The sequence below is a fragment of the Bartonella elizabethae F9251 = ATCC 49927 genome, assembly GCF_000518165.1.
Taxonomy (GTDB): domain Bacteria; phylum Pseudomonadota; class Alphaproteobacteria; order Rhizobiales; family Rhizobiaceae; genus Bartonella; species Bartonella elizabethae.
The window spans coordinates 139,057-164,721 of sequence record NZ_JADB01000003.1 but is presented as its reverse complement, the minus strand read 5'-3'; the positions used below and the strand labels follow the sequence as shown (position 1 = coordinate 164,721).

Genomic DNA, 25,665 nt, shown 5'->3' with positions numbered 1-25,665 from the left:
AAAAAATGACTACAGTTTTAGTTTTCTATTCATTGTGAAATTTATAAAGAGAAAGAACTATTATGATTCATATAAATTTCCCATACAATACAGCATATACCGACACTCCCTCCTATTCCTAATCCTATTAGCGCTCCTATTATCGTTCCGGCAGAAAGTGCTACTCCTGCACCCATTGCGATAAATGGACCAAATCCTGGAAGAGCAATATAACCATAAGTAGCAAGAGTGGCTGCGATTGCTCCTGAGATGCTACCATTTAAACCACCAATAAAAGCAAATTCTTTAATAGAGTGATAGAACTTTTTGAAAAACTTTTTCTTAAAACGATGAATAGAAACGTTGCTGTAAGTTTTAAAATCAATCATACTTTTTTCTTTCATTTTGAATGCTAATTGTTCCTGAATAGTCAACGGACACGAAAAAGTGAGACTTTTTAAATTTTACTAAAGCACGCCAAATGCCTTTGTCATCTAAACGCAATCGTTTAATGTTCTCAAAACCATTTTGCATAAGACAATTTTTAACTTGTGAAGCAGTAAATGAATTCTGACCTATTTTAGTGACATTTTGAGTAGTGCTATAGGTAAAGGTTTGACAATAAGGAAGATGAAAAACTTCACTGATTGAATTAGTGACGATCAATGAAACACATACAATCATCATAAAAAAAACACTTAATTTCAAAATGTTATTTAGTTTCATATTGTCACCTCTGTTGAAACAACACTTCATTAACCGTTGTATTGCTAACAGGTTCCCAAGATGATTTTATTTTTAATATTATACTTAATAAAAAAATGAAATTTTATTGATTAAATAAAACTGTTTTTTATTATTTTTTATCTATAACTTTGATGTTTTTATAGAGGATTATAAGAAATATTAATTATACATATATTATGATACGAACTCAAAGAAGCTGGTGTATGAGTACAAAGCTATAAAGGAATAAAAATTCTCTTAGAAATGATCTAAAATATGAGGAATCTCTGAACATTAAAAGATGACAAACAGTTCTGAAGTGTACAGATTTTCAACCGTCATAAGTGAAAAATAATAGTGTTTAATAGTTTATTAATGCAGTCGCTATTGTGAAACGAGTTTACGTGGAAGATGTTACTTTAAAACAAGCACGCAAATCAATTGAATGAATATTCTAGTATGAATTTTTACAAAACTGGTAAAGAGGCTGTGAATTATATTATCTCTTAAAGAATGAAATAATTCCTTTTGGGTGTTTATACGTTATGTGTAATTATTAATAGTTTTTATTTGCATAAGTAAGTTAGAGACAAAATGAGTATTTATTTTGCGTTATTATCCGTTATTGCTCAATAAAGTTGTTTGGGCGATTTTGTTGGAAATATTTGCATCATTTTCTTGAAACCATAACTGGGATACATTCCTTCGCGCATAAATAAATTACGTAATGGTGAGCAATTATGTAATAGACCAAGCCCAATACTGCGCATGATATGAACAGGCAACATATGAGAAAGTAAAGCAGAGTTGAGGGTATGAACAGCTCCACTGCGGATGAATATATCTGGTTTGCGGTATTTGTTATATTGTGTAACAATCATTTCAGAGTTAAAATCGGATATTTGATTGGGTAAAATATCAATCAAAGTTTGAACATCACGGAATCCTAAATTTAATCCCTGTGCCCCAATAGGGGGAAAAACATGAGCAGACTCACCCACTAAAATCGTTCGATTCGCAGCAAAATGATGAGCGAGAAGTCCTGAAAGCGGCCATGCTTGAATTGATGTTTCTAAGGTTAGCGTTCCAAGCATTGATTGCATTTGATTTTCAATTATTTTTGCAATTTCTTTTGATTCTATGTTCAATAATTCCTCAGCACGAGAAGGGTGAACCACCCATACAAGACTAGATTTTTGCCCAGGGAGCGGAACCTGTGTAAATGGACCATGTTCTGTATGAAATTCAGTTGATGTATTTTGATGAGAAAATTCATGAGAAAAGTTGAGAACAAGCGCTTTTTGTGGATAGTTCCACTGTTTGACGGTTATCCCAGCTGCCGCACGTGTAAGAGAGTGCCGTCCATCAGCCGCAATAACAAGGGGGGCTTGAATGACACTATCATCAGCAAGAGTAATAGAGACATGACTTTTGGTGTGATGAAAAGATTTGGCTTCAGAAACAAATCTTTTAATATTAGGCATCTGTGTAACAGCATCCACTAAAGCAGAGTTCAATTCTACATTGGGTATATTATAGCCAAAAGCTTTTTCACCAATTTCAGCAGAAGAAAAATGCACCGTAGGTGCACGCACAATCCTAGAAGTTATATCGATAATTCTCATGGACGATAAAGCTGCAGCTTTTTTTTGAAGACTATTCCAAATATTAAGTTTTTGGAGCGTGTGTATTGCAGGCATCATAAGAGCTGTTGTCCTTAACTCATCTGTAAGAGCAGGGGGGCCAACAAGAAAAACAGAAAACCCCTTATGCGCAAGCCTCAATGCGGTTAACATCCCGACAGGACCTGCACCAATAACAGCAATATCTTTATGTTCTTTCTTTTCAAGCATCACAACGAGCTGAGCCTTTCCTCAATGAGCAAATATTTTAACATTTCCAAATGATTGCTCTCTTTTTATTGTATGAAGCTCTTCTATTATATTATGTAATAAATAATGCGATATAAAAAAGTAACCTTTTTATGATTTTTTTATGCTGAGTCATATCATGGGTGGAAATGGCGTATTGGTAGATGGATGAAGACTTTAAAAACGAGGATAAGAAAACCTTGAAACGTAAACTAACAAAAAAAATCAAAACAAATGCTAAATTATTACGCCATAAAAAAGTAACAATGCCACAAGCAAAGGCTTTTTCTGTCCATTTATTAACAGCTTCGGGATCATTTTTAGCGTTTCTTTCTCTTATATCGGCTTCTCAAAAAGAATGGACAGCTATGTTCTGTTGGCTTGGGCTTGCACTTCTCGTTGATGGTATAGATGGACCCATTGCACGCAAACTTGATGTTAAATACGTTCTTCCAACATGGTCTGGAGAGCTGTTAGATAATATCATTGATTATGTAACTTATGTTTTAATTCCTGCTTTTGCTCTCTATCAAAGTGGTTTTATGGGGGTAGGATTATCGTTTTCATTGAGTGCAGTTATTGTTATTTCATCGGCTATTTATTATGCAGATACGGGTATGAAAACCAAAGAAAACTTTTTTAAAGGATTTCCTGTCGTTTGGAATATGATGGTTTTTACACTTTTTGTCGTAAGACCAGAGGAGTGGATTACCTTTATCATTATTGTTTTATCGGCCATCATATCTTTCTTACCAATTTATTTCATCCATCCTGTAAGAGTCTGTCGTTTACGGAAAATTAATTTTCCAATTTTCCTTTTATGGTGTTTCTTTGGTGTTGCGGCTTTCTTTTATCAATTAGAGGCTCCCTATTGGGTTAAAATAGGAATTTCAATAACAGGGATTTATATTTATTGCATTGGCGCGATCATGCAAATATTTCCTCAACTTGGGGCAAAAAATATAAAAAAACAATGAAATAATTGTTTTAAGAAGGATGTGAGATGCAAATTGATTTTGGAGCAGATAATGATATTTCTTTTACGAAAGCAGGGTGTGCTGGTATTATAAAGCTCACACGCCCTTTAGCCTTAAATGCTCTTAATGGGCGAATGGTTTTCGCTTTAAAAAAAGCTCTCACAACATGGGAAACGGATAATGATATTTTATGTGTCTTAATTGAAGGGGAGGGACGTGCTTTTTGTGCAGGTGGAGATGTTGTAGAAATCTATCATATGGAGAAAAGTGCCTCTGCTTATCGATATTTTAGAGAGGAATATAGTTTAAATGCTTATATTAAACGTTTTCCAAAGCCTTATATTTCTTTCTTAAACGGTATTTGTATGGGAGGAGGGGTAGGTATTTCTCTATATGGTTCTCATCGAATTGTTACAGAAAATACAATTTTTGCTATGCCAGAAGGGGCGATAGGATTTTTCCCCGATGTTGGTGCAAGTTTTTTCTTACCCTCTCTTCCCAATCATTTTGGCATCTATCTTGCATTAACTGGCGCACAGTTAAAATGGGGAGATTGTTTAAATTTAGGATTAGCAACACATGCCGTTCCTGAAGTTGAGCTCGATAAGATTAGGAAAGCGGTTATTGAGCAGGGAGATCCTACTTTAGCTTTAAATGAGCACGCAATTACAAAAGACTATGAAACGAGTCATGAAATACGCTGTATTATTAACACTTGTTTTAGTGCCAAGACATTAGAAGAATGTCTTGAATTGCTTCATAAAAAAAGTAATGAAGGTATTTTATTTGCTAAAGAATGTTATGATATTCTGCAGTCACGTTCTCCGATAAGTTTAAAAGTTATCTGGAAACAAATGAGACAAAATACAGCTCAAACTTTGGAAGATTGTATGAAAATTGAAAACCGCATTGCACACCATATGATTAATTCACACGATTTTTGTGAAGGAATACGGGCTATGTTAATTGATAAGGACAAAACACCTCAATGGCAGCCAGATAAACTTTCAAATGTAACAGATGAAATGGTAGAGGCTTATTTCCAACCTATTGAACAAGAGTTATTATTGTGAAAAATAATTCACACAAACGGATTTCAAAAATCAACTTAATTTATAACTGTTATTTACGATTTTTGGCGTTTATTTGCTTGAGCTTTAGTATTTTTTATTGGATACGCCTAGTTGGTGTCTTTCCAGGTATTCTATGGCGTTTTGATCTTATGCCTTTGCAGTGGCAATTTGCATCAGCGATATTGGCTATTCTCTATCCTGTTGCCTTGATTGGACTGTGGATGTATTCATTATGGGGTATTATTTTATGGTGTAGTGCAGCATTGATTGAAATAATAACACTTTATTATTCCAATTTTGTTGATCAGCGATTTGTACCATTATTTCATGGGATATTATTTTTAGTCTTTGTGATCCTACAAATTATGATGATTTTTTTTAAAAGAATAAAAAATAAAAAAAATTGTGATTGAAATTTTCGAGTCAGAATAAAACAGGATCGGTTTTCAATCTAAAGTCATCAGTCATCCAAGTTTTAAAATTTAAAAAGATACGGACTACAATTGGCCAGACATAGGAATGGTTATTCATTGGAATGGTTATTCATTTTCCAACGTACTGAGCTATAAAACGTACCTTCCCCACAAAAAGTTCCATAATATATATTATGCGATAATTTAATGCAGAAAATAAAACCTCCTGAACGCAATGGAAACACCACAAACTCTAATTTAAAACATACATCCTCGACAAAAAAATCATGGAAAATTTGGAGAAAAATGGCATACGAATATTAGCTTATATATTTTTAGAGCTTACGCTTCTTAATTGGTCTTTAAAGTATATTCTTTAAAGACCAAGATAGTTATTAAAAAAAATTATTGTGCTATTTTACAACGTTTCATACGTGCAAGATCACTCAAAACAGCATTACGATTGTTTAAAGCTGCAATTTCATTACTTTCACTTGATTTTACATCCATAAAAAACAAAGCAGGTACAAATATAACACCTGCTGCTGCTAAAGCTACGTTTTTGTTTCTTGCTTTAGAACGCTCTGCGATTGTATCATTAATTTGACGTTGATTAGCAAAAAACTCTCGTTGAATATCAGCACAACTCATTGTTCCATCATGTAATGTTGTCGTTGAAATATTTTTTTCTAAACGCCCCCCACATGCTGTCAAGGAAACCGCTAAAGCCACAATACATATTCCCCGCTTAAAACACTTATGCATAAAAACCTCACTTTTGACATAAAAAAGCACCAATTACGACAAAAATAAAACAAAATAAAGAATAATTTTTAGAAAGGGTTTTTATTTAAAGCAAAATATTGCGTTGATGGTGTTATGCCTCTGTTTCAAAAATAAGACCTTGATGTGCCGGTTTTACATAAGCCGGAACGTAATTGACGAGCTTATTGTAATCTAGCGATCTGTCCATATGTGTGAGTATGGCTTGTTTTGGTTTTAAATATTCTATCCATTGTAATGCTTGATCAACAGAAAAATGACTCGGATGAGATTTAAATTGAAGGGCTTCAATGATAAGAACATCCAAATCCATTAATTTGGATAATGTTTTCTCAGGAAATTCACTAACATCTGTACAATAAGCAACATTCCCAATACGAAAACCTAAGGAATGAATATTTCCGTGATATTGTAAATGCGTATTGACGCTTATTGCTCCCCCCTGCCCCTGAATAATAAATTGGCTATCTTCATCGATAAGATGCTCTTTTAAGATAGGTGAATAAGAGGAATCTTTTGGTGTTTGAAAACAATATCCAAAAGCATTTTTAAGATGCTTTAGTGTAAAGCTGTCTGCATAAATATCAATTAAACATTTTTGTGCAAGAGCATAGCTGCGTAAATCATCAATACCGTGGATATGATCTGCATGAGAATGCGTGTAAAGAGCAGCATCAAGATGACTTACACGTGCATCGATCATTTGTGAACGAAAATCTGGACCTGTATCAATAACGACCGTTGTTTTTTTCCCTGATGGTTTAATGCGTTCAACTAATAAAGAACTTCTGTAGCGTTTATTTTTAGGGTTATTGGGATCACATGTTCCCCAATCGCCATTGGGTCGTGGCACACCTGGAGAGGGACCACAGCCTAATATTGTAAATCGATACTGATCACACATAGCTTTTGCCTTATTTCATTTTACTAAATAAACGAAAAGCATTACGGGTTGTTATTTGAGCTGTTTCTTCAATGCTTAAGCCAATTGTTTCAGCTAAAATAGCTGCTGTATAGCATACAAAAGATGGTTCATTGGTTTTTCCCCGATGAGGAGTGGGGGCTAAAAATGGTGCATCTGTTTCCACCAGCAACTGCTCATGGGGCACAATTTTTGCTATTTCACGGATTTCAAATGCATTTTTAAAGGTAAGGATACCTGAAAAAGAAATATAACCCCCAAGTTCAATGCCGGCACGAGCAAGCTGCATTCCAGACGAATAACAATGAAGAATAAAGGGAAAAGCTCCCTCCTTTATCTGTTCGCGTAAGATTTTCTCCATATCGATATCTGCATCGCGTGAATGTATAACAAGAGGAATCTGTGTTTCTCGAGAAGCAATGATATGTTCTTGGAAAACTTTCTTTTGCTCTTCTGGTGTAGAATAATCATAATGGTAATCAAGCCCCCCTTCCCCAAACGCAACAATTTTAGGGTGTCTTGAAAGTTGTATTAGCTCTTTGGCTGTAATATCTTGTTCCTCATGCGCATGATTAGGGTGTGTTCCAACGGAACAAAAGACTTGCTCATAGCTTTGTGCAATAGCTAACAGCGTATCTAACTTACGAACATGGGTTGAAATTGTGATCATTCGTTGAACGTCAGCATTGAAAGCCCGTTGGATAACATTATCCAAATCTTGTGAAAAATCTTCAAAATCAAGATGACAATGTGTATCAATGAGCATGATGAGAATCTTCTTTCTTCAAGACATAACGAGGGAAAATCGGTTCTGGTAGTGGAAGATCAACCCCTTCTTGAATTTTTGTATGGCTTATATGATACAATAACCGATCATCTTCAGCAACCGCGAGGCTATCAAGAAGTTTTGCTGCGGATTGGGGGATAAAAGGCAAAAGCATAATTCCTATACGTCGCAAGATTTCGACAGTTATATAAAGAACTGTCGAAAATCGCTCTTGATCATTTTTTCGTAAACTCCAAGGTTGTTCGTTGGCAAAATAGCGATTGGCATCTGCTACAAGTGAAAAAATAGCTGAAAGGGCTAAATGCATACTATGAGAAGACATTGCTTGGTTTACAGTTTCAAGCACTTGAAGAGATTGTTCTAAAAGCTGTTTATCTTGAACTAAAAATGCAGCAGGTCTAGGAACCTTTGCATCACAATTCTTAGCAATCATAGATAAAGAACGCTGTGCTAAATTACCAAGATCATTAGCAAGATCGGCATTAATACGGTTTACAAGGCTTTCATGGTTATAACTACCATCTTGTCCAAAGGGTACTTCACGAAGAAGAAAATAACGAACCTGATCAAGACCATAATGATCAACCATTTCAAAAGGATCAACGACATTTCCTATAGATTTTGACATTTTTGCACCACGATTAAGTAAAAAACCATGTGCAAAAATATTTTGAGGCAATTCAACCCCAGCAGACATTAAAAATGCTGGCCAATAGACGGCATGAAAACGAATAATATCCTTACCAATAATATGCGTATTTGCAGGCCAAAAATCACGCTTTTTTGAATTTTCATTAAAAAAATCAATTGCTGATAGGTAATTTGTAAGGGCATCAACCCAGACATACATCACATGTTTTGGATTATCAGGAACAGAAACTCCCCAATTAAAACTTGTGCGTGAAATAGAAATATCTTTTAAACCTGATTTGATAAAACTTATAATCTCATTACGCCGCTCAATGGGAGCAATAAAATCAGGATATTTTTCATAATATTCAAGAAGAGCTTTTTCATAACGAGAAAGTCTAAAAAAATAACTTTCTTCTTCATTCCATTCAACAGGAGAGCCTAATTCTTTCTCGCGACGAATATTATCGGGTCCAATTTCCGTGTCTTTCTCTTCATAATAGGCTTCTTGGCGAACCGAATACCACCCCTTATAACGGCCAAGATAAATATCGCCATTCTCTTCCATCTTTTTCCAAATTTTTTGACAAGCTTGTGAATGGCGCTCTTCTGTTGTGCGGATGAAATCATCGTTAGAACAATTTAATACCGCAAGCATTTTTTGAAACACAGCACTATTACGATCTGCAAGTTGCTGAGGTGTCATGTTCAATGTTGCTGCAGTTTGTTGCATCTTTAGACCATGCTCATCTGTACCAGAAAGAAAAAATACATTTTTTCCGTTTAATCGTTGAAAGCGGGCTAAGACATCGCTTGCAATGGCACTATAGGCATGCCCAATATGCGGGTTACCATTGGGATAAAAAATGGGAGTGGTTATGTAATATGTGTCACGCATGTCATACTCGTTTGTAAAACGCTAATAAAGAAAAGATACAATGACATAACGTTTGTTCATCACATTGTCACGGAAAAACTAATCCTCATGTATGATCTTATGAATTCTAAAAAGTAAGTTAATAACAAGCTGCTTCTTATCGAGATTAAACAGTTGTATCTCCTCTATTTCTTGATGGAACTCTTGCCATTTTTGTGCATATTTTTTTGAGAGAAATAAATTTCCTTTTTCAACGAGCGTGATAGCTTTTTGTTGAACTTTATCAAGAATTTCATCACAAAATTGTTGAAATTGGAATGGGGAAGAAACAGATGAAAATGTTTGTGCAAGCGTGTGTACAATCGTTGCGTTACAAACAGGTTGCTCTAGAAGGGCATCAATTGTTTTAATAATTTCAAGACCGCCATGGCGAATAAGTAAAGCTGCTTTTCGAGGACTTCCTTTAGATTTTTTAATAATCATTTCAATCGTTTTTTCATCAGGTAAATCCTGATTGGTGAAAATATGTGTAATGACTTTTTGCATTTCATCATGATTGAGTGGGCGAAAAGAAATTTTTTGACACCGTGAATGAATGGTTGGAAGCAATTTTCCTAAAGAATGTGTGATAATAATAAAGAGCGTCTTTGTAGGCGGTTCTTCAAGTATTTTAAGAAGTGCATTGGCGGCATTTCTATTCATATCGTCTGCAGAATCAATAATAACAATACGCCATCCATTATCTTGCGATGTTCGGCTTAAAAAATGCATAATATCACGGATATCATCAATGAGTATTCCTGTTTTAAATTTTTGTGTTTTGACATCAAATCGACGTGAAATATACAAAAGACCAGGATGACTCCCTTGTGTAATTTGGCGCCATGGAATAGAATGAGGATCGGGTTCTAAGAAATTTCCTTTTTGAGAACTTAAAATATTCCAAGCAAGATGAAAGGCTAATGTCGCCTTTCCAATTCCATATTCTCCTTCAAATAATAACGCATGGTGCAAACGCTCTTCTTTAAGCATTTGTGTTAAAAAGTCACGAACATCCTCATGACCAAAGATAACATTATTCTGGGACGGAGATAAAATTGTCTCAATACCATCATATTGGGGTAAGATATTTATGACATCACTCATGAAAACTGATCCAACAATACCTGATGACAAAAATTTTTTATTTGATGCGCAATGACTTCCACTGAGGCAGTCGCATCAATAACGCGAAACCTCTGTGGCTCTTGTTTGGCCAATTGAAGAAAAGCTTGACGCCTTTGTTCTTGAATTTCCAACTGATCTTTTTCAAAATAATCGATTTCTTCTGTTTGTTTTCTTCGCAAATTGGCACGCTTTATACTAAACTCTGCTGGCATATCTAATAAAAATGTTAAATGAGGCATGATACCATTGAGCGCAATACACTCTAAAACAGAAAGAATAGAAGAATTGACAGTTTCATTAAGTCCTTGATAAACACGTGTAGAATCAATAAAGCGGTCGCATAAAACGATTTTACCTTTTTGCAAAGAAGGCGCAATAATCTCGCTCACATGATCGGTGCGTGCCGCTGTAAACAAAACTGCCTCAATCAACGGTCCATATTGTTGTGTCTGACCTGACAACAAAATATGCCGGATTGCCTCTGCCCCTGGTGTTCCTCCTGGTTCTCGTGTTGTAACAACATCATAACCTTGGCGAGAGAGATATTCAGCAAGTAAAGCAATCTGCACTGTTTTTCCTACCCCGTCCCCTCCTTCGAATGTAATAAAATAACCTGACACGTATAAACCTTAACCTTATTAGCGCGTAACTATAAATATTTTCGCAACCATCCAATTGTTATTTCATAGAATGCATCTTTTACTTTTGTAAAGAAACTTCCTTCCGGAACATTCACACCGGCAAAAACTGGTTTTTCCAAAAGCACCTTTTTATCTTCTAAAATTTGAATAATGCCAACTGATTGCCCTGCAACGATGGGCGCTTTTAAGGGACCATGATATTTAACTTTTGCTTTAACATTGGCTTTTTTTTCATTGGAAAGCATAAAACTTATCGGCTTCTTAACAATTAGTGGAACAAAATTTTCTTTCCCGCCATAAATAGAAGCACGAGCAACCGTTTCTCCTTTTGTAAAAATCGTTTTGAGATCAAAAGCTGTTATTCCCCATTGAAGAATGCGTTCTATTTCCTTTGTATGTTTTTTACCATCTTGCAAACCATTGAGTGCTAAAAAAAGACGCCGATGATTTTTATAAATGGTGGCAACCATCGAAAAACCTTCCCTTTCGCTGTAGCCAAAACCAAATCCTTCTACACCAATTTCCTTAGAAATAAGAGGATTTTTATTTCGTTGAAAAATATTATTCCACGTAAAATGAGGCTCACGATAAAGTGCATAATAATCTGGATATTCTTGAGCAATATGACGCGCTAATATAATCATATCGCGCACTGTCACAAATTGTCCCTCTTCGGGAAGCCCTGTTGCATTAACAAAATGGCTTTCAGATAATCCAATTATTTTAGCGCGCTGATTCATCAATTGTGCAAAGTGAGCCTCATCTCCTGATATTCCTTCAGCAAGAATAATAGCAGCATCATTTCCATTCATAATAATTAAACCACGCAAAAGATCAGAAATGCTGATTTCTGTCTTTATTTTTGCAAACATTGTGGTTGTACCGGAAGGTGCCCCACCCTTGCGCCATGCATTTTCACTGACCTTAAATTTCTGTGTACTTCTTAAAAATCCTTCTTTTAGTTGATGAAAGATGACTTCCGCCGTCATCAATTTTGCTAATGAAGCAGGAAAAAAAGGAATATCACTTTGTTTTTCAAGGAGTATTGTTTCTGTATCATCATCGAGTAACAACACTTGTGAAGCGGAAGTTTGAAAATCTTGTGCTCTCCCCCACGTGTTAAATGCCAATATTCCCCATAAGGTCAATAAGATCCTTAATACTGTATACATGAGTCACTCCTCCCATCCAAAGATCAGCATCAAGAATCATTATATAGGAAAAAACTTTTTTATTTCTGCAAATTAAAGAATTATTGAGAATTCAAGAAAAAAATTTATTTTCATTCAGCATGAGCATCTTCCACGCGAGAGTTAATTTTAAAATTTTAAAGCATGAAAGATGCAAAGACTTTTGGGCTTTTTTATTATTAGTACGTTGATTTATTTATAATAAATGATCACTTTTTTATCTTTCATAAGTAAGATTAGGATAGGGGTAAAGATTAAGATTATTAAAGAGAGTGTAAAAATACTTTTTATAAATCTCTCAAATACTAAGGACTTTTGCAAAACATAAGAGCTTTGCAAAATGTATCTTTATATCTTCATACATGTAAAGAGAGTCATGCCTAATAGCTTTACAGTTCTCCTCTCACGAACGCTGTCATAAAATAGATTTTAGAGCATATATTTCTTTAAAATGGGTACCTGTGAATTGGCAATAAAGTGTATTTTGTTTGAGATGTTCAGCCTACGTGAAGGGTATTACTCCATTAAGAAATTGAGAAAAAAGCATGAGGCAACACGTAATCTCTTCATAATTACCTTATATGCTTTTGAAGGCTGCAAAGACGAATCAAAAGGGAGTATTATTTTATATTGTTTCGCAATTAGATTGTGTAATCATTTCAGAGATTACATAAACAGATTCATGCGGCCTACTTTCCTTCAATTTAGCAAAAGCGATTACAACAAAAAAACACGCGCTTTATCAGAAAACACTGTCATAAAAGCAAGAATAGACTGGCAATCAATTGGAGAGACACATTAAGTTATTATTAATAATACTCCCCCCTTTTTTTCTTTCTATTTGAAAATGATATTGATTAAAAATCAACGCATTTTTCTTAAAATAGTTGTAGCCAATTGACCTTTGTTTTTTTGTTGAGCTTATTTATAGAAGCAACTTGATCGAATGGCACCGGCTTATCAACCATGATAGGACCAATTTCTGGTAATTTCACTGCAACATTTTTATTGCGTTGTTCCTGTAAAACAGGGTCTGCTTTAGCTAATCCTTCTTTGTTCTCTGTGTTGCGCTCCTTGAACAAAACAGTTTCTCTTTTTTTCGAAACGTTTTCTGACGCTAATGAGTATGAGGCCGTATTTCCAGGAGTATAAGAGGCCATTAAATACGCACCATCATAATAGCCAATGGGTGCTTCAGCAATATATTCTACTTTAACATCTGCAACGCCCCTATCTACATAACCAAGTATTGTTGCAGCTTGCTTTGATAAATCAATGATACGGTCTTTCATAAAAGGTCCGCGATCATTCACTCTAACAATGAGTGAAGATCCATTTTTCAAATTAGTAACACGAGCATAGCTAGGTAAAGGCATTGTAGGATGAGCAGCAGTCAGAAGGTTCATGTCATAAATTTCACCGTTTGCCGTTAAACGCCCATGAAAATCTGAACCATACCATGATGCTTCGCCAACACGTGCATACGTTGGATCATTTTCAGGATAATACCACTTTCCTTTTATCTGATAAGGTTTACCAACAATCGCCCGCCCACGTTTTTTTGCTTCTGATTGATTTTTATTATTGGATATTTGTTTCGGTAGAACAGAAGTATTTACGTCAATTGGTTTATTATGATAGGAATCTTTTATTGAAAAATGTGCGGTTTCGCTTGCGCAACAAGACACCAATGATTGAGAAATAACGATCATAGAAAATAATTGAAATGTCTGTTTGATAATAGAAGTAAATTTCTTTTTACTATTTGAAGGCATCTATTCAGTCCACTTATTTTTGTTAAGTACTACTGTAAAAAACACGTCACGCTTTCTATACGCGAGAGGAGTATTCACGTTTTTAAATGATATCCCTCGCGCATATACCATCCTTGAATTTGCTTCTTTTATCAAAAAATTAACACATTGTTAACCATTTTATGATTGTCATAAGAAATAAATGCACTATATGAAAAAGCCCGAAGATAAAATATATATAAATCAAAATCTTATAGAAAATCATTTTATAAGATAAGCTGTGAATAAACACAAATTGTGAATAAGTATCGATTTTACCAACTTGTTTCACGTGATGTGGTGGGCATTAAAACACAGTCCATGAATTACGAAAACGAGTAGCCACAATTGTTATCAACATAAGTGTAATTATATCACAAGTTTTAAAGCTCTTTCGGGTTTGGCAGAGGAGTACTCTATAGCAAAACAGCTGATAGAAAAGAATTGGCTATAGAATAAATCAAAAAAATTCCAAAAAGAATTAGCGGGGACAAAAAACTAAAAAGAATCAAAGCAACAAAGATTATCAAACTTCTGTATAGCTTATCCATATCATATAAATTTGGTGAGCGCGCAGGGATTCGAACCCTGGACCTACTGATTAAAAGTCAGTTGCTCTACCAGCTGAGCTACGCGCTCTCAAACAAGCTATCTAGTTTGCAGACTATCTAATTTGTAGAAAGTGAAGGGAACATACGGTTGACTTTTCATTTGGTCAACACCTTTTGGAAAAAAATATTATTATTTTTTTCAGTTATCAATAATTTTCCGTTTCCTCCCCTTTCTTCGTCATTGTAGATAGAGTTTTTTGGATCTTCTTTTTGAAAACTCGATAAAGAAATAATCTAATGATTAAAATATCTCATAGATTCTAAGTGCTAAAATTATAAGAAATATCCCCTCCTCCTCCACACATGGGTTGTTAAACATTATGGAGAGAACAGAAAAATACTTCCTACTCTATATTATTTTTTATACTTTATGTTTTAGTTTTCAAATTTAAAGATGAATAAAGATTTATAAAATAACATATTGATTTATAATAATTTACTTTTTTTCACTCGAATGAGAGATCTGAATACCGTAAGGTTTCTTTATTTCTAATTTTTTTGTTCCTTTTATATTGAACTCATAAAAATCATTTGTTTGCACAACATAAAGAGAAGAATAAAACGCTTTAAAAAAAATGAAAATACCTCTTGTATTTTTTTAATAACCCAAAATTATCGCAACATGAGGGGTGGGCAAAATAAATACGGCGGGGAGCTGTAGACTATTGAGATGTGAAGAGAGCATTGCCTAAGAGATTTTATGTTATCTGCAAGATCATCTTAATGGAAGAAAGCACATTAAGAGATCTCTTTTTTAAATCAATATGACAATGAGCAACAATGGCATTTTGAGGAGGTAACTTTTTATTGACGTGCAATGATTCTATAACGAAAGCCAATTATTCTATAGAATAAAGCAAACGTAAAACAAAAAAATTTAGTCTCATTGAAAATATCAGGCATGGCTATAAATGATGCACATTATTGTCGCTGTAGATAATTTAACTAAACAATAAAAAACAAAAACAATGTGGAAAATGATTCTAAATACACATAAAGTGATCCGCTACGCTATTGAAAGAATGTATTTTTTTAACTTTTTATATGAGAAAATGATAAAATACGTAGATATATTAAAAAAATAGAAGGATAATACTGTCCATAAAATTGAGTGTCGGATAATTCAGTTAGAGCCATAAAATATTTTTATATATCATTTAATATTATTGTATTTTTATAATATATAAAAATATTATGATAAATTTATTAAAGTAAAATTTCGCACTTATTATATATTAAATATGTCTATAAATAAAGATATTGCCTAATTAACTTTACTTATAATATCAAAAATAAAGCAAATGATTTTGATTTAGCGAAAAAAATTGTATAATTATTATATATACACGTATTTTTTACTGTAATTTTTTTGATTGGAACATTGAATGCTGACATGTAAACAATATGAGCTCCTCTTGTTTATTCACAATCATATAAAAGAAACAGGCGTTCCTCCTTCTTTTGAAGAAATGAAAAATGCTTTAGAACTTTCTTCAAAGTCTGGCATTCATAAGCTCATTATTGCCTTGGAACAACGGGGGTTTATACGTCGTTTGCCCAATCGTGCTCGTGCAGTGGAAGTGATTCGACTCCCTGAAAAAATAACATTTAACCTTTCTTTAGCCCGTAAGATTTCTCCCAGTATGATAGAAAAAAATAAAAGAGAAATATCAAAAAACTTGGCTAATCTTGGAAGTTTTGAGGAAGAAGAAAAAAAAAATATTACAATCCCCATTATGGGACGTATTTCTGCGAGTGTGCCCGCCTCTGCTATACTGCAACAAACAAGCACACTTTCTCTTCCACACGATATGGTTAATATAGGTGAGCACTATGCATTAGAAGTTAAAGATAATTCTATGGCTGAAGCTGGGATTCTTGATAAAGATACGATTATTGTAAAACGCCAAAATACAGCAATATCAGGTGAAATTATTGTCGCATTTATTGATAAAAAAGAAGCAACATTAAAACGTTATCGACGCAAAGGAACCTCTGTTGCATTAGAAGCTGCTAATCCTCACTACGAAGTACGTACATACAAATCCGAGCGCGTAGAAATACAAGGAAAACTTACCGGACTTATTCGCAAATATTAAAAAACAATCCTATTATAATACGCTATACATACGCTAATAAAGTGCAGTAAAAAACTATTGAGTATTTTAAAATATTATGCCACACGCAGTTGATTTTCTCCCCATAGCTAAAAGATGCATCCAATTGGGTTTATAAATAAATCTAAATCCTTATCGGACGCGTTTCACTACCCCTCTTCTCTCATATATTGTTCACTTACGTAAGGCTCGACAAAAAAGCTTAAAAATATTCACCACCTACTCTAAAAGAGCTTGAATGTTTTGAAGGAGTCTGTCTTATATCATCGCTCTCAATAATAGTATGTATAATAAGGTAAAATTGTAAGCATACACAAAATATTGTAGAAAAAAATCAAATCGATTTATAACAGATTATTATCTGTAAAAATAAAGAACATTTTTTGATTTTTTAAGTCAATAAAAGCGGAACGCAATCTTCATAGTAATTATAGGATTATCATGGTAGCACCTCGTATTAGTTTTGTCTCCCTCGGATGCCCAAAAGCACTCGTAGATTCTGAGCGAATTATTACAAGTCTCCGCTCTGAAGGGTATGAAATTTCACGCCAACATCAAGGATCTGATGTCGTTATTGTAAATACCTGTGGTTTTCTCGACTCTGCCAGAAAAGAATCGCTAGCCAATATTGATGAAGCTCTCAAAAAAAATGGAAAAGTTATTGTAACAGGGTGTCTTGGTGCTGATCCTGATGTTATTCGCCAAGCATACCCTAATGTATTAGCTATTACAGGACCACAAGCTTATGAAAGTGTTATAGAAGCTGTTCATACAGCAATTCCGCCTGTTCATAATCCTTTTCTTGATTTAGTTCCCCCTCAAGGTATTCGTTTAACACCTCGCCATTATGCCTATTTAAAGATTTCTGAAGGATGTTCTAACAGGTGTAGTTTTTGTATCATCCCTACCCTGCGTGGTGATCTCACTTCACGTCCCATCAGTGATGTTCTTCGTGAGGCTGAAAAGTTGGTAAAAGCAGGTGTAAAAGAACTTTTAGTTATTTCACAAGATACCAGTGCTTATGGTATTGATCTTAAATATCTCGAAAATTCTTGGAAAGATCGCACAATTAAAACAAAATTCTTTGATCTTTGTCGCGAACTAGGTGATATGGGCATTTGGGTACGTATGCATTACGTTTATCCTTATCCCCATGTGGATGAGATTATCGAACTTATGGCGGCAAAAAAAATTCTCCCTTATCTGGATATTCCTTTTCAGCATGCATCACCGACTGTTTTGCGTCATATGAAGCGTCCTGCTCTTATGGAAAAAACAAACCGTAGAATTGAAAAGTGGCGAAAAATATGTCCAGACCTTACTTTGCGATCAACATTTATTGTTGGATTTCCAGGCGAGACAAATGAAGATTTTAATATGCTTCTAGAATGGCTAGAAGAAGCAAAAATTGAACGCGCTGGATGCTTTAAATATGAAGAAGTAAAAGGAGCCGTTGCAAATGATTTGGGATTAGAAAATATTCCTGAAGATGTGAAAGAAAACCGCTGGCATCGTTTTATGGCAAAACAACAACAAATTTCTACACATCTTTTAAAGAAAAAAATTGGAAAAAGACTCCAAGTCCTTATCGATGAAAGTCAAGGAAAGGTTGCCAAAGGACGTAGTCAATACGATGCTCCAGAAATAGATGGTGTTGTCCATATATCATCACGACGCCCCTTGCGTGTCGGTGAGTTTGTCACCGTTAAAATCGAACAATCGGATGCCTATGACCTTTATGGTATAGCCGTTTAAAAATTGAACTTTTTCTCATTCTCAATGATGAAGTTTCTCATCAGAGTTTGTTTATAAAAAAGCAACGGTTCACAATAAGACTCGATTATTTATATAAATCACTCCATGAGAGTTTATAGGCAATCCCTATCTTGAATGCTCGCTGTACATTCTAAAAATAACTTATTTTTATCAAGAATTTTATATTCTCTTCGTTTACCGCTCTAAATGACAATGTTTTATTGCACAACAGAATAAGATAAAATCTACAAGGCTCTTTCATGTTTACTTTAAAAAAAGAGCAAACCGATTTTAAAAGAATCTCTTTAAATTATATTTTATACGTCCAAGAGTTCCGCTTGTGATATGGGGGGATATTTTTTTATGGATACAATATAAGAAAATTCAACATTTACGGGAGTTAAATTGCAAAACAGTGAATTATTATTATAAATAAGTGACTTAAATTGAAATTTTTAAACTTATTTTTTAAAATTCTTCATTTTTATTAACAAGTTTTAAAATCAAAAAATTTCTTATCAAGTAAGTGACTTGGGCGTACATTCGTTAAAGCGCGAATCATTGTATCTTTGCGTCCTGGCATTTGTCTTTCGATATTTTTCAGCATTTCTTTCATTGCATTCCTTTGTAAACCATCTTGACTACCACAAAGATTACAAGGAATAATTGGAAATTGCATTGCTTGAGAAAATTTTTCCATATCTTCCTCAGCGGCATAGACAAGAGGACGTAGCACAAAAAGATCACCTTCATCATTTTTAAGTTTTCCAGGCATAGCGGCTAATCGTCCACCGTGAAATAAATTCATAAAAAACGTTTCCAAAACATCATCACGATGATGCCCTAAAATTAAAGCCGAACACCCCTCCTCACGTGCAATGCGATAGAGATTACCACGTCGCAATCGAGAACAAAGTGAACAATATGTCTGTGTCTCTGCCAATTTATCTGTAACAATGGAATAAGTATCTTGATATTCAATACGATAGGGAATTTTATAAGAACTCAAAAAGTCTGGAAGAATATGTTTAGGAAAACCTGGTTGTCCTTGATCAAGATTACAAGCAAGAATTTCAACGGGTAAAAGACCACGCCACTTTAAATCTAAAAGAAGTGCTAATAAACCATAAGAGTCTTTTCCGCCTGACAAAGCAACAAGCCATTTTTTTCCAGTAGAGAGCATAGAAAAATCATCCAAAGCTTGCCGCATATGACGCAAAAGTCGTTTACGCAATTTATTAAATTCTACACTTGAAGGAGCACGCTGAAATATTGGGTGACAATCATCTGCTTTGCTTACCAAAAGATCATCTTTCTCTTCATTTTCTTCTATTGCTTGATATTCAACGGAAACATCATTCATAAGACCATATCCTGCACAAGTAATAGCTCATTTTGCAAAGACAGAAACAAATATAAAGCAAACTTATATTTAAGTTTTTTGAATTTATAAAAACAGATACGAAAAAAAGAAATGGAACTATATAAGCTTATAACGCTAAAGCAGCGGAATAAACTTAGTATAGAACCATTCGCAAAATATTTGTTAACTCCAAAGATTATAAAAACAACACAATAGTTTGAAATTATAATAATAGAAGAGAAACAATTTTTTTCATAAAAAGTTATCGAGAATAAAACTCAACGACCAAATTAGGTTCCATTTGCACAGCATAAGGAACATCTGCAAAAGCAGGAATGCGTGTAAAGGTCGCTTTCATTTGTTTATGATCTGCTTCAATATAATCAGGGACATCACGTTCTGCTAATTGTACTGATTCTAAAACCAACACAAGTTGTTTTGATTTTTCCCGAACCTCAATAACATCACCTGGCTTACAACGATACGATTGAATATTTGTACGTCGCCCATTTACATTCACATGACCATGATTAATAAATTGGCGAGAAGCAAAAATCGTAGGCACAAATTTTGCACGATAGACAACAGCATCCAAACGAGATTCTAAAAGACCGATAAGATTTTCACCTGTATCACCTCGACGACGAGCAGCTTCCACATAAGTTTTATGGAATTGCTTTTCTGAAATATCGCCATAAAATCCTTTCAACTTCTGTTTAGCGCGCAATTGCACCCCATAGTCAGAAAGTTTTCCTTTACGGCGCTGTCCATGCTGACCTGGACCATAATCACGACGATTGACAGGAGATTTTGGACGACCCCAAATATTTTCTCCCATACGTCGATCAATTTTATATTTTGTTGTTTCGCGTTTACTCATCGCATTTCCTTTAAAATAAAACACGAGATCTGAAAATCTCAAGGAAACGCGCCCTCCTCTGCCTTTAAATAAAAAAGACTGACAGAACAGCTTAACATACCATATGCAAAGCTACCCACGGGACACGTCAATGAAAGCCATTTTCTTGAAAGAAAAAGCTAGAGTATCTTTATTGATCCTGTATCTCAAAGTCAACACCTTTCATAAGTTTTAAGCCAAATCCTTTTAACAAATGCTCCGTTGAAGAAGTGATATTTTTCGATGTCAGCAACGCAAAATCTTGATATTTTTTCATGGGGTGCTGATGTATTTTTTCCGACAAAGGTAATAACGATCTGATGTGTTTGGCGATCGCTTTTGCTGGATCAATCCATTTAACGGACCATAAAGCTTGTTCACGAAAGAATTTAATCAAAAAAGGATAATGAGTGCAGGCTAAAACGATAACATCAGTATATTTGCCATTTTTTTCTACAAAACATGGCAGGATTTCTTTTTTTAACTCTTCTAAATCGATAGATTTTCCTCGTAAATAATCTTCAGCAAATCCAGCAAGCTTTTCACTTCCTACAAGTTGAACATGACACTGTCCAGCAAAAGAGTTAATTAATTCATTTGTATAGGCACGTTTAACTGTTCCAGGAGTCGCTAATACGGAAATAAAACCAGATTTCGTTTGTTCAGCAGCTGATTTAATTGCAGGAACCGTTCCCACAAAAAGAACATGAGGAAAATTCTGTCGTAGATCTGCCATCATCAATGTAGAAACAGTGTTGCAAGCAATCACACATAAGGCGGGATTATAGTGTGTTAAAAGATTTGTAAAAATCTTTAAAATGCGTTCTTTTAAAACATTTTCTTCCCAATTTCCATAAGGAAATCCAGCATCATCAGCCACATAAATAAATTGTATTTCAGGAATAAAAACGCGCGCTTCCCTCAACACTGTTAAACCACCAACACCACTATCAAAAAAAAGAACAGGTCGTAGATCCATCAGTTTTCACACTTGTTTTTAATTTTTTGACGCTCACGCTCTTTAGGGGCTCGACTTCCCCGTGGATATTGTGGAGAAAAATGATCCAATGAAGATATAACGCCTCGCAATAAGCGAACCTCAGATTCACTAAAGTTAGCGCGCGTAAAAACAGAGCGTAAATTTGTAAGCATAACCTCTTTTCGTTCTCGGGGTCTAAAATATCCACGAATATCCAAAGCTTCTTCTAATTGAGATAAAAAACCATGAAACGCTGTTTTATTTGCAGGCTCCATCTCTGCTGCACGAAATGCCGTATCGCTTACATTTTCTAAACCTGTTTTCATCCATTCATAAGACATCAAAAGAACCGCTTGTGCAATATTAAGTGACGCAAAAGCAGGATTAACTGGAAAAGTGATGATTTCATCAACAAGGCTGATTTCATCATTTTCTAGTCCCCATCTCTCTCTTCCAAAGACAATACCTGTTTTATGTCCGATATTCTCACGTTGACGGAGTACATTTGCTGCTTCGACAGCACTTTTTACAGTTTTAAATCCACATCTTTCACGAGCTGTTGTAGCAAAAACATAATGTAAATCTGCAATTGAATCACACAATGTGTTAAAAATCACGGTATTGTTAATGACATGATCAGCTTTACTTGCAGCAGCTCTAGCTTTTTCATTTGGAAATGTTTCTCGAGGTTTGACAAGCCGAAGCTTAGAAAGCCCAAAATTTGCCATTGCCCTTGCGACCATACCAATATTTTCCGGAAGCTGCGGTTCAACTAAAATAATAATGGGTCCATTTGTTAAATTTTCACGATTCTTATTCGTTCCAGCCATCAACCTTACCTAGTTTCACTTAAATAATCTCCCTCTCCACTATTTTTTAATGCAACTTTCTTCACAGTACGCTAATACTGTTTAATAATAAATTATAGACAATGCTATTTTTTCACTCAACGCGTGTAGATTCTCTCATAAAATTTTTAAAAGCCATTAAAGTGAACGATGAAGTTTATAACAATTTATAATTAAGGTGTCGTAGCATTTTTTACATCCATTTTATCTTTTTTAATAGGGAATAACTCTTACAAATCATAATCTCAGTTGAATTATGAAATCATAAATCCTAAAAAAGAAATATGTACTTTATTCCCAAACTTTTTCCTGCAAAGCTTATCCGTCGTTATAAACGTTTCCTTGCAGATGTTAAACAGGACGACCAACATATCTTCACTGTATCGGTACCAAACACAGGATCAATGCTTGGATTGACAGCTTCCAATTCCAATATTTGGCTTTCATATCATAAAAACACCAAGAGAAAATATGCCTATCAATTAGAAATTGTTGAATCCGATAATACTTTGGTTGGTATTAATACCGCTTTACCAAATAAACTTGCGTTAGAAGCAATCCAAAACGGATTACTACCAGAATTAAGTGGATATAAAACAATTTTAAAAGAACAACGCTATGGGACACAATCACGCATTGACTTTCTTTTGCGGGATGACATTCTTCCTGATTGTTACCTAGAGGTCAAAAATGTTCATTTTATTCGTCAAAAAGGATTAGCAGAATTTCCTGATAGCGCAACAAAACGGGGTGCCCGTCACCTTGAAGAACTCATACAAGTCGTACAACAAGGAAAACGAGCTGCTATGCTTTATGTTATTCAACGGGAAGATTGTGCATCTTTTACAATCTGTCACGATCTTGATCCGCTCTATGGACGTAAGTTTGATTTAGCATTAAAATCAGGGGTAGAATGTTATGCTGTAAAGTGTCACGTAACTGTAGAAGGTATTTTTCCGATTCAGAGAGTAAAAATAGAAAACAGAAAAAACAATGATTGAGTATATTGAATATAATAAAACCCCTTTAAAATTTAACGGGAAAATTCGCATTTTCGATGACTACGCTTTCGCTAAAATGCGTGAAGTTGGTCGTATTGCGGCAGAATGCCTTGATGCTCTTATGGATATTATTAAACCTGGCGTCACTACACAAGAAATTGATGATTTTGTATTTACTTTTGGTGCCCGAAAAGGAGCTCTTCCTGCTGATTTAAATTATCATGGATACAGCCATTCATGCTGTACATCTATCAATCACGTTGTTTGTCATGGTATTCCCAATAAAAGGCCCTTGCAAGAAGGTGATATTGTGAATGTTGATGTAACCTTTATTCTTGATGGTTGGCATGGTGATTCAAGCCGCATGTATCCTGTTGGAAAAATCAGACGTGCTGCAGAACGCCTTTTACAAATAACCTATGAAAGTCTTATGAGAGGAATCGCAGTAGTTAAACCTGGAGCAACGACAGGTGATATTGGTGCAGCCATTCAACAATATGCAGAATCAGAACGGTGCTCAATTGTGAGAGATTTTTGCGGACATGGTATCGGTCAGCTGTTTCACGATGCCCCCAATATTCTCCATTATGGAAATCCTGGAGAAGGAATCGAATTAAAACAAGGGATGATATTTACAATTGAGCCTATGATTAATCTTGGTAAGCCACAAGTTAAGATTTTATCTGACGGTTGGACTGCTGTTACTCGTGACCGCTCTCTGACAGCACAATATGAGCATACAATTGGTGTTACAAATGAAGGGTATGAAATATTTACACAATCGCCTAAAAATATCTTTTATATTCCTAATTCTCAGATCTAATCCACTGTAGAGATGTTATGGCTAAAAAATTAAATCAAAAGGAAGATATTCAAAGTAATCACTTTGCATTAACATCAAGTTCACCACCCACCCCAATATTAGAAAGAAAAAGTAAAGATCCTAAGAAAAATACACAGCTTGATAAACATTATCAAGGACATCGTGAGCGCCTTCGAAAACGCTATTTAAAGTCAAAAGGAAATGCACTTGAGGATTATGAATATCTTGAATTATTGCTTTTTCGCACAATACCCCGCGCAAACACAAAACCTATAGCTAAAAATTTGATAGCACATTTTGGTTCACTCGCGGATGTGTTAGGAGCTGATATTCACCGACTTCAAGAGGTTCAAGGATGTGGTCCTGCAACGGCAATTGATTTAAAAATTATTTCAGATGTTGCTGGACGTCTTGCTCGTGCAGAGTTGTTTAAACGTGATATTTTTTCATCATGGGATAAAGTATTAGCGTATTGTAAAGCAGTCATGGCTCACGAAACACGTGAACAATTTCGTATTTTATTTCTCGATAAGAAAAACGGCTTACTTGCCGATGAAGTACAACAAACTGGAACCATTGATCATACCCCTGTTTATCCTCGTGAAGTTATTTCTCGAGCTTTAGAATTATCCGCGTCAGGACTTATTTTAGTCCACAATCATCCTTCTGGTGATTCCACTCCCTCCGATGCAGATATAACAATGACATACAGATTAAAAGACGCAGCAAATGCATTAGGAATTACAATCCATGATCACCTCATTATTGCACGCCATAATCATACAAGTTTTAGAGCATTAAAACTCATATAAACTTTATGGGAAAAAAGACTTCATTCAAGAATCAATAGCCAATCAATTCTCTAAATCAATATCCAATATAGCCATTGAGAAATTGTAGGATAGCTCATCTTCATCTTCATCTCGATAGATAACGCCTAAAAACTCATCCCCCATATAAACCTCACAAGAATCATCCTTTTTAGGCCGTGCTCTGACTTGCAATGCTGAGTTTTGGAATGTATTTTTTAAATAATTATCAAGTTTTTTTATTTCATCAGCATTCACTACGCTCTCCTGTTTTTTGAGACGATTAAAATAATTGCGTGTCGCGCGAATAAGATATTCCTTTGATTCTGTAAAGCCAGTAAAAAAGCTTAATCTGAATATTGACTTAATATTACATATATTTACAACTCTTTCTTTATATATTCATAAAGAACTTTTATAAAAGGAGTCTATCATTATTAAATATACTCGTATAGATAAAAAAATGGCAGAAAACTGTATATTTTAAATAATTTTACTTTATCTCCAATTTTAGCATCTGCATTTATGAAGCATGTTTAGAAGAAAAATTAATCACCGATTTATAATTTTATCCTTTCTATAGAAAATTAAAATAATAATAATTTTTTATTTAAAACCGCATTTTTTAGCAA

The 25,665-nt window shown here is 34.6% G+C and carries 23 protein-coding genes, 1 tRNA gene and 1 pseudogene; 8 read left to right on the top strand and 17 right to left on the bottom strand.

Going from position 1 to position 25,665, the window contains the following annotated elements; translation table 11 throughout:
- Positions 1-41: 41 nt before the first annotated feature.
- The 3 genes from T429_RS0104540 to T429_RS0104530 form a co-directional block, all read right to left on the bottom strand.
- Entirely contained in the window at positions 42-368 is a 327-nt protein-coding gene (locus tag T429_RS0104540; RefSeq protein WP_034461860.1) for a hypothetical protein, read from the bottom strand.
- Positions 361-705 (bottom strand): hypothetical protein, encoded by a 345-nt coding sequence (locus T429_RS0104535; protein ID WP_005773555.1) that lies wholly within the window; start codon positions 703-705, stop codon positions 361-363. Before T429_RS0104535 ends, T429_RS0104540 begins: the two co-directional genes overlap by 8 nt.
- Positions 706-1,334: 629 nt before the next feature.
- Positions 1,335-2,558 carry a UbiH/UbiF family hydroxylase gene (locus T429_RS0104530; protein ID WP_005775120.1) on the bottom strand — a complete coding sequence of 408 codons (1,224 nt, stop codon included), beginning with the start codon at positions 2,556-2,558 and terminating at the stop codon, positions 1,335-1,337.
- Between the two features lie 182 nt (positions 2,559-2,740).
- Here T429_RS0104530 and pcsA point away from each other — a divergent pair, with 182 nt between their 5' ends.
- From pcsA to T429_RS0104515, 3 genes are read left to right on the top strand one after another with little or no spacing between them, the layout of a single operon-like run.
- Complete coding sequence (pcsA, locus tag T429_RS0104525) at positions 2,741-3,553, top strand: phosphatidylcholine synthase (protein ID WP_005773553.1); 813 nt, start codon at positions 2,741-2,743, stop codon at positions 3,551-3,553.
- Between the two features lie 26 nt (positions 3,554-3,579).
- Entirely contained in the window at positions 3,580-4,626 is a 1,047-nt protein-coding gene (locus tag T429_RS0104520; RefSeq protein ID WP_005773552.1) for an enoyl-CoA hydratase/isomerase family protein, read from the top strand.
- The gene (locus tag T429_RS0104515; RefSeq protein WP_005773551.1) at positions 4,623-5,039 is read left to right on the top strand and encodes a DUF6163 family protein; all 417 of its coding nucleotides are present in this window, start codon (positions 4,623-4,625) and stop codon (positions 5,037-5,039) included. The genes T429_RS0104520 and T429_RS0104515 overlap by 4 nt, the downstream gene beginning before the upstream one ends.
- Before the next feature lie 405 nt (positions 5,040-5,444).
- On the opposite strand, the gene T429_RS0104510 is transcribed toward T429_RS0104515, so the two are convergent.
- From T429_RS0104510 to T429_RS0104460, 9 genes are all read right to left on the bottom strand, one after another.
- The gene (locus tag T429_RS0104510; protein WP_005773549.1) at positions 5,445-5,804 is read right to left on the bottom strand and encodes a hypothetical protein; all 360 of its coding nucleotides are present in this window, start codon (positions 5,802-5,804) and stop codon (positions 5,445-5,447) included.
- 112 nt (positions 5,805-5,916) lie between these two features.
- Positions 5,917-6,726 (bottom strand): MBL fold metallo-hydrolase, encoded by an 810-nt coding sequence (locus T429_RS0104505; RefSeq protein WP_005773548.1) that lies wholly within the window; start codon positions 6,724-6,726, stop codon positions 5,917-5,919.
- Positions 6,727-6,736: 10 nt separating this feature from the next.
- Complete coding sequence (locus T429_RS0104500; protein WP_005773547.1) at positions 6,737-7,510, bottom strand: TatD family hydrolase; 774 nt, start codon at positions 7,508-7,510, stop codon at positions 6,737-6,739.
- Positions 7,500-9,059, bottom strand: coding sequence for a methionine--tRNA ligase (metG, locus tag T429_RS0104495; protein WP_005775121.1), 1,560 nt, complete (start codon positions 9,057-9,059; stop codon positions 7,500-7,502). Before metG ends, T429_RS0104500 begins: the two co-directional genes overlap by 11 nt.
- Before the next feature lie 78 nt (positions 9,060-9,137).
- Positions 9,138-10,184 (bottom strand): DNA polymerase III subunit delta', encoded by a 1,047-nt coding sequence (locus tag T429_RS0104490; protein ID WP_005773545.1) that lies wholly within the window; start codon positions 10,182-10,184, stop codon positions 9,138-9,140.
- Positions 10,181-10,825 carry a dTMP kinase gene (tmk, locus tag T429_RS0104485; protein WP_005773544.1) on the bottom strand — a complete coding sequence of 215 codons (645 nt, stop codon included), beginning with the start codon at positions 10,823-10,825 and terminating at the stop codon, positions 10,181-10,183. The genes T429_RS0104490 and tmk overlap by 4 nt, the downstream gene beginning before the upstream one ends.
- Before the next feature lie 29 nt (positions 10,826-10,854).
- Positions 10,855-12,018 (bottom strand): D-alanyl-D-alanine carboxypeptidase family protein, encoded by a 1,164-nt coding sequence (locus tag T429_RS0104480; RefSeq protein WP_005775122.1) that lies wholly within the window; start codon positions 12,016-12,018, stop codon positions 10,855-10,857.
- Positions 12,019-12,914: 896 nt separating this feature from the next.
- Positions 12,915-13,811 carry a septal ring lytic transglycosylase RlpA family protein gene (locus tag T429_RS0104470; protein WP_005773542.1) on the bottom strand — a complete coding sequence of 299 codons (897 nt, stop codon included), beginning with the start codon at positions 13,809-13,811 and terminating at the stop codon, positions 12,915-12,917.
- Between the two features lie 581 nt (positions 13,812-14,392).
- Positions 14,393-14,468, bottom strand: a tRNA-Lys gene (locus T429_RS0104460).
- Positions 14,469-15,825: 1,357 nt separating this feature from the next.
- Here T429_RS0104460 and lexA point away from each other — a divergent pair.
- The gene (lexA, locus tag T429_RS0104455; protein WP_005773540.1) at positions 15,826-16,539 is read left to right on the top strand and encodes a transcriptional repressor LexA; all 714 of its coding nucleotides are present in this window, start codon (positions 15,826-15,828) and stop codon (positions 16,537-16,539) included.
- A gap of 459 nt (positions 16,540-16,998) precedes the next feature.
- Entirely contained in the window at positions 16,999-18,312 is a 1,314-nt protein-coding gene (gene rimO, locus T429_RS0104450; RefSeq protein ID WP_005773539.1) for a 30S ribosomal protein S12 methylthiotransferase RimO, read from the top strand.
- Positions 18,313-18,799: 487 nt separating this feature from the next.
- On the opposite strand, the gene ttcA is transcribed toward rimO, so the two are convergent.
- From ttcA to T429_RS0104430, 4 genes and pseudogenes are all read right to left on the bottom strand, one after another.
- Positions 18,800-19,675 carry a tRNA 2-thiocytidine(32) synthetase TtcA gene (ttcA, locus tag T429_RS0104445; RefSeq protein WP_005773537.1) on the bottom strand — a complete coding sequence of 292 codons (876 nt, stop codon included), beginning with the start codon at positions 19,673-19,675 and terminating at the stop codon, positions 18,800-18,802.
- 262 nt (positions 19,676-19,937) lie between these two features.
- On the bottom strand, positions 19,938-20,555 hold the full coding sequence (gene rpsD / locus T429_RS0104440; RefSeq protein ID WP_012231733.1) for a 30S ribosomal protein S4: 618 nt from the start codon (positions 20,553-20,555) through the stop codon (positions 19,938-19,940).
- Positions 20,556-20,724: 169 nt separating this feature from the next.
- Positions 20,725-21,552, bottom strand: coding sequence for a glutamate racemase (gene murI / locus T429_RS0104435; protein ID WP_005773535.1), 828 nt, complete (start codon positions 21,550-21,552; stop codon positions 20,725-20,727).
- Positions 21,524-22,382: pseudogene (locus tag T429_RS0104430) on the bottom strand (RNA methyltransferase). Before T429_RS0104430 ends, murI begins: the two are co-directional and overlap by 29 nt.
- Positions 22,383-22,684: 302 nt before the next feature.
- Here T429_RS0104430 and sfsA point away from each other — a divergent pair.
- From sfsA to radC, 3 genes are read left to right on the top strand one after another with little or no spacing between them, the layout of a single operon-like run.
- Positions 22,685-23,401 (top strand): DNA/RNA nuclease SfsA, encoded by a 717-nt coding sequence (gene sfsA / locus T429_RS0104425; protein ID WP_005773533.1) that lies wholly within the window; start codon positions 22,685-22,687, stop codon positions 23,399-23,401.
- Positions 23,394-24,224 carry a type I methionyl aminopeptidase gene (gene map / locus T429_RS0104420; protein WP_005773532.1) on the top strand — a complete coding sequence of 277 codons (831 nt, stop codon included), beginning with the start codon at positions 23,394-23,396 and terminating at the stop codon, positions 24,222-24,224. The genes sfsA and map overlap by 8 nt, the downstream gene beginning before the upstream one ends.
- A gap of 17 nt (positions 24,225-24,241) precedes the next feature.
- The gene (radC, locus tag T429_RS0104415; protein ID WP_005773531.1) at positions 24,242-25,036 is read left to right on the top strand and encodes a RadC family protein; all 795 of its coding nucleotides are present in this window, start codon (positions 24,242-24,244) and stop codon (positions 25,034-25,036) included.
- Between the two features lie 42 nt (positions 25,037-25,078).
- Here the strand turns inward: radC and T429_RS0104410 are convergent, their stop codons facing one another.
- Positions 25,079-25,291: a DUF3126 family protein gene (locus T429_RS0104410; protein WP_005773530.1), complete on the bottom strand. Its 213-nt coding sequence runs from the start codon at positions 25,289-25,291 to the stop codon at positions 25,079-25,081.
- Between the last annotated feature and the right edge of the window lie 374 nt (positions 25,292-25,665).